This is a genomic window from Pseudoalteromonas sp. R3, from assembly GCF_004014715.1.
Classification (GTDB): domain Bacteria; phylum Pseudomonadota; class Gammaproteobacteria; order Enterobacterales; family Alteromonadaceae; genus Pseudoalteromonas.
Genome location: NZ_CP034835.1, coordinates 3,886,034 through 3,900,449, shown reverse-complemented (window position 1 = coordinate 3,900,449; position 14,416 = coordinate 3,886,034). Strand labels below are relative to the sequence as shown.

14 protein-coding genes and 1 pseudogene are annotated in these 14,416 nt (G+C 45.3%); 8 read left to right on the top strand and 7 right to left on the bottom strand.

What is annotated here, in order from left to right; all coding sequences use genetic code 11:
* Positions 1-38: 38 nt before the first annotated feature.
* Entirely contained in the window at positions 39-959 is a 921-nt protein-coding gene (folE2, locus tag ELR70_RS22205; RefSeq protein ID WP_054014738.1) for a GTP cyclohydrolase FolE2, read from the bottom strand.
* Positions 960-1,230: 271 nt separating this feature from the next.
* Between folE2 and arcB the strand changes: the two genes are divergently transcribed.
* Entirely contained in the window at positions 1,231-3,558 is a 2,328-nt protein-coding gene (gene arcB, locus ELR70_RS22200) for an aerobic respiration two-component sensor histidine kinase ArcB (protein ID WP_054014737.1), read from the top strand.
* Between the two features lie 7 nt (positions 3,559-3,565).
* Here the strand turns inward: arcB and arcA are convergent, their stop codons facing one another.
* The 5 genes from arcA to trmB form a co-directional block, all read right to left on the bottom strand.
* Positions 3,566-4,285 carry a two-component system response regulator ArcA gene (arcA, locus tag ELR70_RS22195; RefSeq protein WP_054014736.1) on the bottom strand — a complete coding sequence of 240 codons (720 nt, stop codon included), beginning with the start codon at positions 4,283-4,285 and terminating at the stop codon, positions 3,566-3,568.
* Positions 4,286-4,392: 107 nt separating this feature from the next.
* Positions 4,393-4,911 carry a YfiR family protein gene (locus tag ELR70_RS22190; protein ID WP_235577076.1) on the bottom strand — a complete coding sequence of 173 codons (519 nt, stop codon included), beginning with the start codon at positions 4,909-4,911 and terminating at the stop codon, positions 4,393-4,395.
* Positions 4,912-4,916: 5 nt separating this feature from the next.
* A complete protein-coding gene (locus ELR70_RS22185; protein ID WP_054014734.1) occupies positions 4,917-6,539 on the bottom strand; it encodes an ATP-binding protein in 1,623 nt (540 codons plus the stop codon).
* 185 nt (positions 6,540-6,724) lie between these two features.
* Positions 6,725-7,762, bottom strand: a complete 1,038-nt coding sequence (locus ELR70_RS22180; RefSeq protein WP_054014733.1) for a methyltransferase — start codon at positions 7,760-7,762, stop codon at positions 6,725-6,727.
* Positions 7,763-7,809: 47 nt separating this feature from the next.
* Complete coding sequence (gene trmB / locus ELR70_RS22175; RefSeq protein WP_054014984.1) at positions 7,810-8,535, bottom strand: tRNA (guanosine(46)-N7)-methyltransferase TrmB; 726 nt, start codon at positions 8,533-8,535, stop codon at positions 7,810-7,812.
* Positions 8,536-8,666: 131 nt separating this feature from the next.
* Between trmB and mutY the strand changes: the two genes are divergently transcribed.
* Both mutY and ELR70_RS22165 read left to right on the top strand, forming a co-directional pair.
* Entirely contained in the window at positions 8,667-9,725 is a 1,059-nt protein-coding gene (mutY, locus tag ELR70_RS22170) for an A/G-specific adenine glycosylase (RefSeq protein ID WP_054014732.1), read from the top strand.
* 34 nt (positions 9,726-9,759) lie between these two features.
* The gene (locus ELR70_RS22165) at positions 9,760-10,032 is read left to right on the top strand and encodes an oxidative damage protection protein (protein ID WP_054014731.1); all 273 of its coding nucleotides are present in this window, start codon (positions 9,760-9,762) and stop codon (positions 10,030-10,032) included.
* Between the two features lie 55 nt (positions 10,033-10,087).
* Here ELR70_RS22165 and ispB read toward each other — a convergent pair whose 3' ends face one another.
* Complete coding sequence (ispB, locus tag ELR70_RS22160) at positions 10,088-11,059, bottom strand: octaprenyl diphosphate synthase (RefSeq protein ID WP_054014730.1); 972 nt, start codon at positions 11,057-11,059, stop codon at positions 10,088-10,090.
* A gap of 357 nt (positions 11,060-11,416) precedes the next feature.
* On the opposite strand from ispB, the gene rplU reads away from it, so the two are divergent.
* From rplU to ELR70_RS22135, 5 genes and pseudogenes are all read left to right on the top strand, one after another.
* On the top strand, positions 11,417-11,728 hold the full coding sequence (gene rplU, locus ELR70_RS22155) for a 50S ribosomal protein L21 (protein ID WP_010383520.1): 312 nt from the start codon (positions 11,417-11,419) through the stop codon (positions 11,726-11,728).
* Positions 11,729-11,745: 17 nt separating this feature from the next.
* Positions 11,746-12,003: a 50S ribosomal protein L27 gene (gene rpmA / locus ELR70_RS22150; protein WP_010383519.1), complete on the top strand. Its 258-nt coding sequence runs from the start codon at positions 11,746-11,748 to the stop codon at positions 12,001-12,003.
* Positions 12,004-12,198: 195 nt separating this feature from the next.
* Positions 12,199-13,346, top strand: a pseudogene (cgtA, locus tag ELR70_RS22145) (Obg family GTPase CgtA).
* Positions 13,347-13,436: 90 nt separating this feature from the next.
* A complete protein-coding gene (gene folA / locus ELR70_RS22140) occupies positions 13,437-13,928 on the top strand; it encodes a type 3 dihydrofolate reductase (RefSeq protein ID WP_200908198.1) in 492 nt (163 codons plus the stop codon).
* 77 nt (positions 13,929-14,005) lie between these two features.
* On the top strand, positions 14,006-14,380 hold the full coding sequence (locus ELR70_RS22135) for a DUF3718 domain-containing protein (protein ID WP_054014727.1): 375 nt from the start codon (positions 14,006-14,008) through the stop codon (positions 14,378-14,380).
* Positions 14,381-14,416: the final 36 nt, after the last annotated feature.

Sequence of the window (14,416 nt, the reverse complement as noted above, 5' to 3'; positions counted from 1 at the left end):
CCACCGAGCTTAAACAGGGCCAAAAGCATCCTTGGGAGTTAGGCGCGATAACCGTTCTTCAGTCCTTTGACTGCATAGGCGACAGCATCATGTGCATGCAGCGACTCATAATGGTTTATTTTTATATAGTAATCCTGGTAGTTTTCCTGCTCAAACAAGGCTTTGAGTTTTCTGGCAGCATCCTCGCAGAACATCAGGTTTTGGCCATTAAGACGGGCAAACTCCTGCTCATCTTCGCGTTTAACCGCTGCCTGAACTGGGGTTTTCAATTCATCTTCCACCAGGTCTACTAACCCCAGAATGTCAAACTCCTGACAGTGCTCATCCAGTTTCACTTTGATGTTGGTCACAGAGCGTTGTGAGTGTGGAGTAGCTAAAATGCCTTCGGTTGTACCTAACCAGGCATGCACACTGGCATGGTCGAGAGACTGACCGGCAAATTTTTGCTCAAAAGCGTTTTGGATCAGCTGACGAGCCAGAGCGGCCGAGCAGGGACAGGTTGACGAATACGTAACATCAAGAGCTAACTCCAGATTAAACAGGCCGTCCTGCAGAGTTGCAGTGATAATAACTGGGTAATTTTTCCACCCTTGTTTCCCACTCAGTAAAGAGGAGCGACGCAAGGGAAGTTCAAAATTGAAGGTCACTTTAGCGCTATGGCTCAGGCCTTCGTGGCTGGTAATAAAACTGTCCAGCACCGCACGAATAGCCCCCGGAGATAGTGTCTGTTCACATGATAACTCATCAAGTGCCAAAAATAGTCGTGACATATGAATGCCTTTGGCATCTTTTCTGTCCAGGCTGACAAACGCGTCTGCTTTGGCAGTCACAGGCGTGTCATTCAACCCTTTGCTGGATAACAATAAAGGCAGCTCGATATTTCCCATTCCTACCCAGTCCAGCTTACCTTCTTGTAAGGCGTCAGCAGAATGTGCAATGTCAGGCATTGAAGTTGGCATTTGAACTCTCTTAATCACGACTATAAGGGGGAGGCATGTTACACCAAAATGTCACAACTTGCCGAGCCTAATGGAAATTATCTGGTAAAAAAATCGCCCAAGTGTGCAAAAATTCATACGCTTAAGTCGACTTTCTAAACATCCACGAAAGACCCTGAATACGGGAGCTGGCGAGGTTATTTTGGTTTGCGCAATGTCGCTTGCGACTTTTGGTCACTCGCTTCTGTGTTTGGGTCAGGTATAATGTAGAAGTTAACTAGGTGATTTTATTATGCTTGACTCTTCATTTGGGACCTGGGCCCGAATTTTATCAAATTTGATTAGGAACTACGGAGACCGTTGGGCGGGTATTGTCGCCTATGCATTTGTGCTGATCGTGTCTCTGGTGTTGGCGTGCATGTTTTATTACGTTGCACTCGGTGAAGTGACATTGGTCAATGTGTTGTCCGTCGTATTGTTTGCAGCCTTAACCTCGCCATTGCTGCTTTCTGTTGCTATCTATGCAATGCGCCAGCTTGATGCCTCAAAGGAGTATCTGGAATCAGCCACGCAGCAGGAAAAGTTGCTCAATCAGACCCTCAAAGACAATATTAACCGGCTCAATAATGAAATTGATGAGCGGAAAATGGCACTGCATGCCAAACACCGGGCGATAGCAGAGTTACGTAAAGAGATTTCGGAGCGCCGTAAAGCTGAGCAAGAACTGGCGCAACAAAGTATGCTACTACGCAGTATCGTGGATTCTTCCCCCGATCTGTTCTATTACCGAGATGAGCGTGGGGTGTTTGCCGGGTGTAACAAGAAATTCGAACAAGTTATTGGCAAAACCAGCAAACAGCTTATCGGGCATACGGTACAACAGGTGTTTGGTGAACAAGATATTCCTGAGGTACTGCAAACCGATGAGCATGTGATTGAGACCCAGCAATCTATCAATGTAGATGTTGAGTATCCGGTAGCCAATGAAAACTGTTGGTTTGAGATGCGTAAGCTGCCCTTCATAAATGACGATGGGCAATATATCGGATTACTGGCTTTCGGACGTGATATTACCAGCCGTAAAGAAGCAGAGCAGGCGCTTGAGACTGCCTACAAAGACAAAGGGAAATTTATTGCCACATTGAGCCATGAGCTTCGTACGCCGCTCAATGGCATTGTCGGACTGACCCGTATGTTGCTCGACACTGAGCTGACCAAGCAACAAAAGAGCTGGTGTAACACCGTTTTTTCCAGTGCGGAAACTTTGGGTAATATCTTCAATGATATTATTGACCTCGACAAGATAGACAGGGAACAGTTGGATATTGCGACAGACAGCATTAATGTCTCGGACTTTATTAATGATGTAGTGAACTTTGCTGGTCTTATTGCAGAGCAAAAGGGTCTTGAGTTCAACATTAAACGTACTGGTCTGCTGGATATCTATGCTTTATTGGATCCAACCCGACTACGCCAGGTGCTGTGGAACCTGATCAATAATGCAGTAAAATTTACGCACCGCGGTAGTGTTACACTTGAATGTCGCCGTGAAAACCGTGAAGACGGTCCATGGCTGTCGATCAGTGTGATCGATACAGGTATGGGGATCCCATCTGATCAGCAGGAACGGATTTTCGATATGTATTATAAAGCGCCGGATGCCAGTGGCAATGATGCCATTGGTTCGGGCATAGGTTTGGCCGTGACAAAAGCCCTGGTGCATGCCATGAAAGGTACAATTCATGTAAGCAGTATGCAAGGAGAGGGAAGCCGCTTTGATGTTGAGCTGCCGTTGGAGTTGTGTGCCGCACCGAATGAGCAAAGCTATGCAGGGCGCAGCCTCTATATTCTGTTGGTGGAAGATGTGCCGCTAAACGCCGAGATAGCGACAAACTTGCTGGAGCAGCGTGGCCATGAAGTTATCTGGGCTGAAACCGGAGAAGATGCTTTGTCCATGGTTGAAACTGAAGACGAACTGGACCTTATCCTGCTAGACATGCAGCTGCCAGATATTAATGGGGATGAAGTAGCAAGGCAGGTTCGCTCCGATAGCCATTTTGATGAACTTCCCATTGTTGCTCTGACTGCCAATGTCCGCAGTGCAGAACAAGAGCTACAGGGAATAAATATCCAGGGGGCGTTGGCCAAACCAATCAATACGACCAAGCTAGATAAAATGCTTGCGGAGCTGTTTGGTATCGAAGCAAATAAAGAGAAGCAATCTTCATCTGAAGCTGAGCCATTGCAACTGAGCGAGCAGGAGCAAGCTTTACTGGATGTGGAAACCATCACCGACTTTGTTTCTTCTATGGGTATTGAGGCGTTTAAGCGCAGTTGTGATTTGTTTACACGACTGAACCCGACTTACTGTAATGAACTTGATGAGGCTAATCAGGGCGGTGATACCGAGACATACGTTTCCGTTGCACATAAATTAAAAGGCGCGGCAGGGTCAGTAGGACTGCAGAACGTCCAGTTACATGCTAAGACAATGGAACTTGAAGGGACGGAAGTAAGCAGTGCACAACGTGCTGAGTGGTTGGTTGAACTGGAAGTAAAAATAAGAGAAGGGCAAACCGCCCTTCACTCATTAATTGCAAAACTCGCTGAAAACTCGTAACGCAAACTTACTGGCTATCGATCTTCCCAATGAAGCGGTAGCCTTCACCATGAATGGTGCTGATCAATTCAGGAGTGTTGTTGTCGGTTTCAAAGTGCTTACGAATGCGACGGATAGTTACGTCAACTGTTCTGTCGTTTGCACGCAACTCTCTGCCCGTCATATGCTTAATTAGTTGCTCACGGCTAAAGATACGACCTGGTGAGTCAAGCATCAGGCGCAGCGCACGGTATTCACCTTTTGGTAAGCGTTTTGACTCACCAGTTGGAGAAGTCAGGCAGCGGCTATTCTCATCCAGTTCCCAGCCATTAAAGGTGATGACACCATTGCTGTCAATGCTGGTCTCTTCCGGGTTTGAGCCGGTGCGAGAGATCAGGTTACGTACGCGAATTGTAAGTTCGCGTGGATTGAAAGGTTTAGTTACATAGTCGTCGGCACCGATCTCGAGACCAAGAATACGGTCGACATCGTTGTCACGGCCGGTTAAGAAAATTAGACCGATGTTTTTCTTCTGGCGTAACTCACGGGCCAGGATAAGGCCATTTTTGCCTGGCAGGTTAATATCCATGATCACACAGTTGACATCATCGTTAGATGTCAATTTTTCATGCATATCATCGCCATCAATGGCTTCAATTACCTTATAACCTTCGGCTTCAAATAAACTAACGAGGTTCAGTCGAGTTACGTCTTCATCCTCAACAATTAGAATGACTGGCGTTTGCATTATTAATTAACCTTTTCGGAATATTGTATTTACAAAATCTTCGGCGTTATATAATAAAACCGAATGTTAACGATTATAGGAGTATATTCAATTGTTAACAAGTAAAATCAGTTAGGATAAAACTTGGAGACGGCAAGCAACCGAGAAAGCACTTTAAAGTTGTGCTGAGTGACTTCTTGCTTGTTTATATACAGCCTTATCTTACTCCCTTCCTGGACCAAGGACGCAATCCCACCCCCTTCCAAAAATTCGATACTTTCGCCCACAGTTACCATACTTAGGGCCATTGTATCGGTCCAAGCGGAGAGTATATCATCTTCCATTGTTTCATCAATGTATGTGATATCACATTGCTGGGAAAGTTCCCGCAACGAGTCAGACTTTTTCACTTCGATTATTTCGATCGGCTTTGAACGTATTTTTAAGGTACGATTACTATATAAAACAGCGCCTGGACCTTTTTTGATATCATAAAAACAAAAACGAGTCGTTTTCTTATTTTTTTGCTCTGGAAAATCAATGAACTTTGCCATTTGATATAAAAAAGCTGAACGGATTTCCTCGGGTGATTTCGCGTAACTAAATGTAGAAAAAAACGTAAGTAGGCACAAAATAAACAGGTACATTAATCTCACTGTGTACCTCCTTTCAGAGGCAGGCTAATCACAAATTGAGTACCTGATTTATAATCTTCTTGTAATGTTATGCTTCCCCCCAGTGCCTGAGTAACCAGGTTATACACCAGATGCATACCCAGACCACTACCACCTTCTCCTCGTCGTGTTGTAACAAATGGATCAAAAATACGCTTCTTAATCGCATTAGGCACACCCACTCCATTATCGCTGTATACAATCGTTAATTGCGGGTCTTCACGGTTCACTTTTATAGCAATTTCGTTATTTTCGTTACTCTCAAAACCGTGCACCAGAGAATTTGAAAACAATTGTTCAAACACCTGTTGTAGTAAGCCAGATTTACTTCTGATTGTGAGATCGGCAGGACAGTCAATATGTATCTGTGGTGCCTTAAGATCCAGCTCAGTGCGCATCGCCCCCATTACTGCATTGAGAAGCTTAGTGATGTTAACGTCTGAATTGATCTCAATATCCTGGCTAACAGCCACTTTCTTAAAGCTGGAAATAAGATCGGCCGCTCTGTTGAGGTTACGATAGATGAGATCTAAATTCTCAATCCCTTCTTTAATGAAGCGTTCCAGCTGCTTAGAGGTCAATGTTTTTTGTTGAAAGGCGATTTCTATATCACTGAGCTTATCGCGTAGCAATGTCGAGCCTGTTACACCCAGACCAATAGGAGTGTTAACTTCATGCGCAACGCCTGCAACCATTTGCCCAAGGGACGCCATTTTTTCATTTTCAACAATTTGATTCTGATACTGGTGCATACGCTCCAGGGTGTTGAGCAGTTCCTGGTTTGCTTCTCTCAGTGCTATCGTTCGCTGGTTTACTTTTTCTTCCAGACTTTGGTTAAGCTGCTTTATTTCCTGCTTGTCAGCTTGGTGGCGTTCAAGCTGGTTTTGCGTCCTGGTAAGCATGATATTGAGGTTGTTCGCCAGAATATTAATTTCTTCTATATCGCTTTTTTCGGCCCGAGTAGCATAGTTATGATTCTTTGAAACGTCCTGTAACAAGAGTGAGAGAGATTCGATAGGTGTGGCGATCCGTTTTTGGATCCCTCGTGCAACAAACATCACCAGCACAAGTACAAACAGGGTCAATGCGATGTCGACCAGAATTTTTCTGTTAATGTATTCGGCCAGGTGCTCAAGGCCGCCACGCAGATAAACATACCCTTCAATATTACCTTCGTACTCGACGGGCAGAATAAGCTCTATGTAGTCTTCAGATATTTTTGGTGTTCTGAGTTCCTCTATCTGATTGACTTTGAGCGGCACGGGAGGTGTTTTACTGGCGTTATAGCTGGTGAAAAAAACGGGCCTGTTCGTTACATCATCGATCGCATAGATGTGAATGTTCTTGACTAAATCTACTTTATCAAACGATTTCAGGCGCTTTTCTTCGGTCTTTCTGTCATCAAATATGAGTGTTACCTGGGCGTTAAACGCAATGATCTCGGCGATCATTTCCAATTTGTTGATGATCAGCTGCTTTTGTTTTTTAACGTCGAGATAAGTCGAAATTGAGATAGACAGGGACAAAGACAGCGCCGTAACTAGCATGACGGCACTGATCAGCACTTTTCTTATACTTGTTTTTGTTGCGTATTTACCCATTGGGAGACCACAAATCCCGCTTGCCTGCTATTCACTCACCTTAGTTTAGCAGTATAGAACACAAAAAAGCTCACATTTTACGAAACGATTCAGCACTTTGCTCTTTTACAGAGATATAAATGAGGTTGGGATGGCGATGAGGTGGGGCGGAAGCCAGTTCAGCATAACTCTGAACTGGCGTTACATCAGCTCAGGGTAGCGCGATAGACAGCAAATTTGGTGTTCTTTATTTGTGTGTCACAATACCCAAAACGTGCTTCTATAAGTGGAGGGTACTTTAAGAAGCTATTAGCAACAATATGTAGCTGAGCGCCTTTTTTCATATGCGAGGTAGCGCCGTTGATAAACCCTTCTGCTATATCATAATCGGTTTTAATACCGGTATGAAAAGGCGGATTACTGATAATGGCATCAAAGCGACCTGTTAATTGTTTAAGGCCATCGCTGAGCACCAGTTCAGCCTCATGACCATTCAAGCGCAAAGTTTGTTCGCAGGCATATAAGGCTAATGCATTGACATCCAGGCAGCTGAAGCGAATTTTTGGAGACTGATTGAGTACAAAGGTGGCAATGATCCCTGCACCACAGCCAAAGTCGAGCATGTTACCGCGGGCGGGCAACTCAAGGTTTTCCAGCAGTAATTTAGTCCCGATATCCAGCTTGCCATGATTAAACACGCCGGGGACACTGACAGCTTCAAACTGTTGCCCAGCAACCGTAACGGTAAAGGTTTGTTGGTAGCTGGCAATGTCAAAATTTGTCGCAGGTTGCAGCTGGGCGAACTCGTACAAAATACAATGCTTGGCACTATCGAGCTTGTAATGTGCTTCGCATTTATCTTGCAGCTGCTTTTCTGCCGACTTAACACCGCCTTTATTTTCTCCAACCACCAGTAAACGGGTCTTTTCAGAGCACAGTGCGCGAATATTGTCGAACATCATTTGTGCTTCTGGCTTAGACTTTGGATAGTAATAAATGATTAGGTCTAAATCATCGAGCGCTGGCAAGGTGTGTGACACATGGCTGTCAATATCTGCGAGCGAATCAGAAGCCAGGTGATTGGCAAAGTCATAACTAAATGCATTGATGTTTGCCTGTGGATTTAATTGCTTCAGCTCAGATAGAAAGCTATCACGCTGATGGTTGATCACCAAAATATGCTGGCCTGTCAGCTCTTCTTCGTTGCGCAGCAGCAATAAGCTGGGGTTGGTTAATTTTTGCATCTAAGATCCAGATTAGACGGGCAGGGCGCCCCGGTAGCAATGACAGGTTAGGCTGTGCGTTCAAACATCAGATCCCATACACCATGACCCAGGCGGTGACCGCGCTGCTCAAATTTAGTCAGGGGGCGGAAATCCGGGCGAGGTACATAGTCGTTGCTGTCTGATTGGTTGGCAAAACCAGGCGCTGACTGCATTACTTCCAGCATATGCTCTGCGTAGTTTTCCCAGTCTGTTGCCATATGGAAAACACCCCCGATACGTAACTTAGTGCGGAGCTTCTCGACAAATTCGGCCTGAACGATACGGCGTTTATGATGGCGTTTTTTGTGCCATGGATCTGGGAAAAACAGCTGAAGTTTTGCCAGGCTAGCGTCTGGAATACAATCTGCCAGTACTTCAACTGCATCATGCTCGAATACACGCAGGTTGGTGACACCTTGCTCATCGGCTTCCATCAGGCAAGCACCGACACCTGGGCGGTGTACCTCAATGCCAATAAAGTTCTGGTCCGGTGCATTTTTCGCCATTTCTACCAGCGATTTGCCCATACCAAAACCAATCTCAACCACAACATCATTGTCGTTGCCAAACACCTCTGCAAAGTCCAGGCGACCCTGAGCATGCTCCAGGCCCATCGTTGCCCAGCATTTTTCAATAGCTGCAGCTTGCCCTTTGGTCAGGCGGCCTTCACGTTTTACAAAGCTACGCACTTTGCGAATGTATTTGCCTTCCTGCTCAGCTTGTTCCAGAGCGGTTTTACTCGATTCGTTCATGGTCTTCATCTTCGGTGTAAAAAATGGGCGCACATTATCGCTATTCACAGCGCCAAGTACAAGAGCTTGACCTTTGAAAAAAGCTTCATACACTGGCGCGTGTATTAGCAAGCAAAAAGCAGAGTCTCGTAATGACAGTAAATAATGAGCAAGCCCAGTGGTTTGCCAAGCAAGTTGTCGACTGGTACCAGTTACACGGGCGTAAAACGCTGCCCTGGCAACTTGAGAAGACCCCATATAAAGTTTGGGTGTCAGAAGTAATGTTACAACAAACTCAGGTTGTGACTGTGATCCCGTATTTTGAACGCTTTATGGCGCGCTTTCCAACCATCATTGATTTAGCAAATGCACCAGAAGATGAGGTGTTACACCACTGGACTGGGCTTGGCTATTACGCCCGTGCAAGAAATCTGCACAAGACCGCAAAAATTGTCCGTGATGAGTATCAGGGGAAGTTTCCTGAAACGCTGGAACAGGTGATGGCGCTACCAGGTATTGGTCGCTCCACGGCGGGGGCTGTGCTCTCTCTATCGTTGGGGCAGCCGCACCCGATTCTGGATGGCAATGTAAAACGTGTACTGGCCCGTTTCTTTATGGTTGAAGGTTGGTATGGCGTTAAGAAGGTTGAAAACCACCTGTGGGCATTGACCGATGCGCTGACACCCAAAGACAGGGTGACAGAATACAATCAGGCAATGATGGATCTGGGGGCCAGTTTATGTAGTCGCAGCAATTTTGATTGTGAGGCTTGCCCTTTGGTCAGTCGTTGTCAGGCGTATCAGCTGGGCAGGGTGAAGGAATTTCCTAACTCTAAGCCAAAAAAAGTGAAGCCCAAGAAAGCTGCATATCATCTGATAATGCGTGCAGAGGATAAAGTATTAATGGAAAAACGGCCAAGCAGTGGCATCTGGGGAGGACTGTTTGGTTTCTTTGAGTTCACAGAGCTTGCAGAACTTGAAGCATTTTTGGCACAACAGGGGATAGTGGGTAATCGTCAAACACTGGCGTCTTTTGTTCATATATTCACGCACTTTGAGTTGACCATTACCCCTGTGGTTATCGACTTAAATCAAATCCCAGATTGTGTGCACGATAACCCATTATTGTGGTACGAGTTAGCACAACCTGCCGAAGTGGGCCTGGCAGCACCGACTAAAAAGTTGGTTAAAGTATTAAAGGCAATGGGGTAAACTTAACCTAAACGAATGCATAAAGGGTAAAGAGATGGCACGTACCGTATTTTGTCAAAAGTTACAAAAAGAAGCTCCTGGACTGGATTTTCAACTGTATCCGGGTGAAGTTGGCGAACGTATCTTCAACAACATCAGTAAAGAAGCGTGGCAGCAATGGCAGCATAAACAAACTATGCTGATCAATGAGAAACATCTAAACATGATGGATCCTGAACACCGCCAGCAACTCGAAGATCAGATGGTGGGCTTTTTGTTTGAAGGTAAAGACGTTGAGATTGAAGGTTATCGCCCAAAAGAAGGGTAATCACCTCAACTAAAAAAGGCTGCCTGAGCAGCCTTTTTTAATGTCTTTTATCAGCTTAATAGCTGCGCTCTACCGCTAGTTTTGCCAATGAAACCAAAGCTGTTTTGTGCTCTGACTCCTCGAGTACACTAAGTTGCTCTATGGCTTTTTGCGACTCAGTCCGGGCGCGCTCCATAGTGTGTTCAAGCGCGCTGGTCTGCTCAAGCGTAGTCAGGATTTCGTTCAGGTTATCGAGGCCATTACCGTTTGCTATGGCATCACGGATCTGTGCAACCTGTTGATCAGTGCCGTGGCGCATCGCATAAATTAACGGCAGGGTTGGTTTGCCTTCGGCTAAGTCATCACCAATGTTTTTTCCAAGTTGCTCAGCATTGGCGCTGTAGTCGAGCACATCATCCACTAACTGAAAAGCTGTGCCCAGATGCATGCCATAAAGTTTCAGGGCGTCTTTGGTGGCCTCTGATTTGTCCAGAATAACTGCGGGTAACATAGTTGCGGCTTCGAACAGTTTAGCCGTTTTACTATAGATTACCTGCATATAGCTTTGCTCTGTCGTGTCCGGATCGTTACAGTTCATCAGCTGTAAAACCTCGCCCTCAGCGATGACATTGGTTGCATCTGCCAGAATTTGCATGACTTCCATATTCTCAAGCCCAACCATCAGCTGAAAAGAACGGGTGTATATAAAGTCACCAACTAGCACGCTTGCCGCATTACCAAATTCGGCATTAGCAGTGGGTTCACCTCGACGCAGAGCTGATTCATCAACGACGTCGTCATGCAGTAAAGTGGCTGTGTGGATAAACTCGATAATGGTCGCCAGTGTAACGTGCTTATCGCCCTGATACCCCAGCGCTTTAGCAACCAAAAGTGCCAGCATAGGGCGGATACGTTTCCCACCACTATTGACTATATATAAGCCAAGTTGATTAACCAGTGCGACGTCAGATTGCATTTGGTCGCCTATAAGTTGATTAACGGCAAGCATGTCTTGCTCAATCAATCTCTGGATCGCTTTGATATCCATAACGCTCCGAGCTAAAGCCTCATTCAGGGATGTTCGAGTCGCAAGTGTACATTAAAAATGCCTGTGACTCGATAACTTGCCTTGATAGAGGTTAAAAAATCGATGCTTTTGTTTGTTTTTTGTTCTTTGTGGTCATTTCCTATCAAAATTCGTGAGTAAGAAAGCAAAAAAGAGCTTGGCTTATCACACCTTTTCGTTAGAATAAATGAAAATATTATTACGCCCTCAAGTTAGCTATTTTTTATTCATTTATTTGCGATCTAGGGCTTGCGCGAAGTAGCGCATTAGCGTAAACTTCGCGCCCTATTGAAGAATATTAAGTTGCGTCGATTTGAGGGCGCACAGACGGAGTTAATTATGTACGCGGTTTTCCAAAGTGGTGGTAAACAGCACCGTGTGACTGAAGGTCAAACAATTCGTCTAGAGAAACTAGACGTTGAGACTGGTGCATCAATTGAATTTGATTCAGTACTTCTTGTAGCTGATGGTGAAAAAATCGAGATCGGTGCGCCGTTCGTAAACGGTGGTAAGATTACAGCTGAAGTTGTATCTCACGGTCGTGGCGAGAAAATTAAGATCGTTAAATTTAGACGTCGTAAGCATTCTCGTAAGCAGATGGGCCACCGTCAGTGGTTCACTGAAGTTAAAATCACTGGCATTAGCGCTTAATTTAGAGGTACAGAAAGATGGCACATAAGAAGGCAGCTGGTAGTACTCGTAACGGTCGCGATTCAGAAAGTAAACGCTTAGGTGTTAAGCGTTTCGGTGGCGAATCAGTACTTGCGGGTAACATCATTGTTCGTCAACGTGGTACTAAGTTCCACGCTGGTACTAACGCAGGTATCGGTAAAGACCACACAATCTTCGCAAAAGCAGACGGTAAAGTTGTTTTTGAGCAGAAAGGTCCTTTAAACCGTAAATACGTTAGCATCATTGCTGAGTAATCGGTAAAAAGAATACTGAAAAACCCCGCTTAGGCGGGGTTTTTTGTTTTTATAGAGCAGAGTCTGAATTTTGCTCTAACCTTATTCCTGTCAAATACGCGCCACAGACCGGTAGTTAGGCATTTGCCCATGCTGATCAAGCCGCTATGAACTTGCTATAATAGCAGGTGCTGAACAACCAGTAAGAGAGTAACCATGAAGTTTGTCGATGAAGTAGAGATCCGCGCGGAAGCCGGAGACGGTGGAAGCGGTGTCGTTTCATTTCGCCGCGAAAAATTTGTACCCGACGGTGGCCCAGATGGCGGCGACGGCGGAGACGGAGGTAGCGTTTACCTTGAGGCAGACGAAAACCTCAATACCCTGATTGATTACCAGTTTGAACGGTTCCACCGTGCTGAGCGGGGACTAATGGTCATGGTCGTAACATGACAGGTAAAAAAGGTGCCGACTTAATCCTGAAAGTACCTGAAGGGACACGAGTGACGGATGTGGATACTCAGGAGTGTCTGGGCGATCTGACAAAACATGGACAAAAGCTACTGGTGGCCAAAGGTGGCTATCACGGGTTAGGTAATACTCGCTTCAAATCGAGCACTAACCGTGCGCCAAGACAAAAAACACTGGGTACACCTGGTGAGGTACGCAATTTAAAGCTTGAGCTTATGCTGCTGGCTGACGTTGGTTTACTGGGCTTGCCAAATGCGGGTAAATCTACCTTTATTCGTAGCGTATCTGCGGCAAAACCTAAAGTAGCAGATTATCCGTTTACTACCCTAGTGCCGAACCTTGGTGTGGTGCGTGCAGAAGCAAATAAATCGTTTGTTATCGCCGATATTCCCGGGTTAATCGAAGGTGCGTCGGATGGTGCCGGCCTGGGTATTCGGTTCCTTAAACACCTTGAGCGTTGTCGCGTGTTATTACACGTTGTGGATGTCATGCCAATTGATGGTACAGATCCGGTAGATAACGCATTTGCAATCATCAATGAGTTGCATCAGTACAGCCCTAAACTTGCCAACAAACCACGTTGGTTGGTGCTGAACAAAATTGACTTGCTTGCAGAAGATGAGCTGGAAGAGGTATGCCAGCGCATTGCCGAAGAGCTGGATGCTGAGCATGTATATCGTATTTCTGCTGCAAACAAGTTCAATACTCAGCAGTTGTGTTACGACATTCAGGGGCTGCTGGATAGCATGCCGCGTGATAAGTTCGAAGAACAAGAGCAAGAAGAAGTCGAATTCAAGTGGGATACCTACCACCGTCAGGCAACTCAGGACAACGATGATGACTGGGATGACTGGGACGAAGACGACTACGATGTGGAAGTCGTCTACGAAAGATAAGTGCAATTCGTATTGGAGTCTAACTAATCGAATTGGTACAAAAAGGGCCTCTGGCCCTTTTTTAGTATAAAAGTATGAGTGGAGTGTATTGTGATAATATCAATGATTGCAGCGATGGCAAACGGACGTATCATTGGCGATGATAACGCTATGCCCTGGCATTTACCGGCTGACTTGAAACATTTTAAAGCCGTCACCTTGAATAAACCTGTGGTGATGGGGCGCAAAACATTCGAATCAATCGGCCGCCCTCTGCCTGGCAGACGAAATATAGTGATCAGCCGCAACCCAAATTATAGCGCTGAAGGCATTGAGGTGGTTTCATCACCACAAGATGCTTTAGCTTTAGTGGACGGAAGTGAAGAAGTAATGATCATTGGAGGTGGAAATATTTATGAACAGTTTCTACCCTTAAGTAATAGGCTCTATTTAACTTATATAGACTTAGAAGTCTCAGGAGACACGCGCTTTCCTGACCATACTCAGGTAGGTGAATGGCACGAAGTAGCAAGCCAAGCTTTTGAGGCAGATGAGAAAAATTTGTATAGTTATAAGTTCGTAACTCTAAATAAAGGAATATAACTTTGTTGCTAACAATTGTATTGGTTGATACAATATTGAGCGTTTGTTCTTACGAAAAAAGTACTAGGTGATTGGTGATGAAAGTAATTCCTTTAGTTATTGGTGTGAGTCTTGGCGTTTCGGCATTAACAGTAAGTTTTGCGAGCAAAGCAAACGATCAGCTAGCAGTTTCTCTGTGCGAGTATATTGCAGCTGATGATAAAAGACGTATCCGTAGTACGCTAAAGAGCTCACGGGTTAAAATCCGTAACGTATACGATTCAATTCAGTGTAATGGTAACAATATGCTGCGCCACGCCATTGCTAGTAATGCAGTAGATGCAGGTGAATTTATCGTCAAGAGCTTGCCAAAAAGTGCTTTGGAAGATGGTGCTGATATCGCATGGGCTGAAAGCAATGGTCACGGTGGTTCAGCTCTGATTGCAGCTATCAAAAAGCGTGCAGGCCTGTAACACATTACAAGCCCACTAGTTTAATTAGAAATGCCC

Excerpts from the sequence above, each read along its gene's own strand:
- mutY (WP_054014732.1), top strand. The coding sequence starts at position 8,667 with ATGACAGTAAATAATGAGCAAGCCCAGTGGTTTGCCAAGCAAGTTGTC.
- arcA (WP_054014736.1), bottom strand. The coding sequence starts at position 4,285 with ATGCAAACGCCAGTCATTCTAATTGTTGAGGATGAAGACGTAACTCGA.
- rplU (WP_010383520.1), top strand. The coding sequence starts at position 11,417 with ATGTACGCGGTTTTCCAAAGTGGTGGTAAACAGCACCGTGTGACTGAA.
- rpmA (WP_010383519.1), top strand. The coding sequence starts at position 11,746 with ATGGCACATAAGAAGGCAGCTGGTAGTACTCGTAACGGTCGCGATTCA.
- ELR70_RS22180 (WP_054014733.1), bottom strand. The coding sequence starts at position 7,762 with ATGCAAAAATTAACCAACCCCAGCTTATTGCTGCTGCGCAACGAAGAA.
- arcB (WP_054014737.1), top strand. The coding sequence starts at position 1,231 with ATGCTTGACTCTTCATTTGGGACCTGGGCCCGAATTTTATCAAATTTG.
- ELR70_RS22165 (WP_054014731.1), top strand. The coding sequence starts at position 9,760 with ATGGCACGTACCGTATTTTGTCAAAAGTTACAAAAAGAAGCTCCTGGA.
- ispB (WP_054014730.1), bottom strand. The coding sequence starts at position 11,059 with ATGGATATCAAAGCGATCCAGAGATTGATTGAGCAAGACATGCTTGCC.
- folE2 (WP_054014738.1), bottom strand. The coding sequence starts at position 959 with ATGCCAACTTCAATGCCTGACATTGCACATTCTGCTGACGCCTTACAA.
- trmB (WP_054014984.1), bottom strand. The coding sequence starts at position 8,535 with ATGAACGAATCGAGTAAAACCGCTCTGGAACAAGCTGAGCAGGAAGGC.
- ELR70_RS22190 (WP_235577076.1), bottom strand. The coding sequence starts at position 4,911 with ATGTACCTGTTTATTTTGTGCCTACTTACGTTTTTTTCTACATTTAGT.
- ELR70_RS22135 (WP_054014727.1), top strand. The coding sequence starts at position 14,006 with ATGAAAGTAATTCCTTTAGTTATTGGTGTGAGTCTTGGCGTTTCGGCA.
- ELR70_RS22185 (WP_054014734.1), bottom strand. The coding sequence starts at position 6,539 with ATGGGTAAATACGCAACAAAAACAAGTATAAGAAAAGTGCTGATCAGT.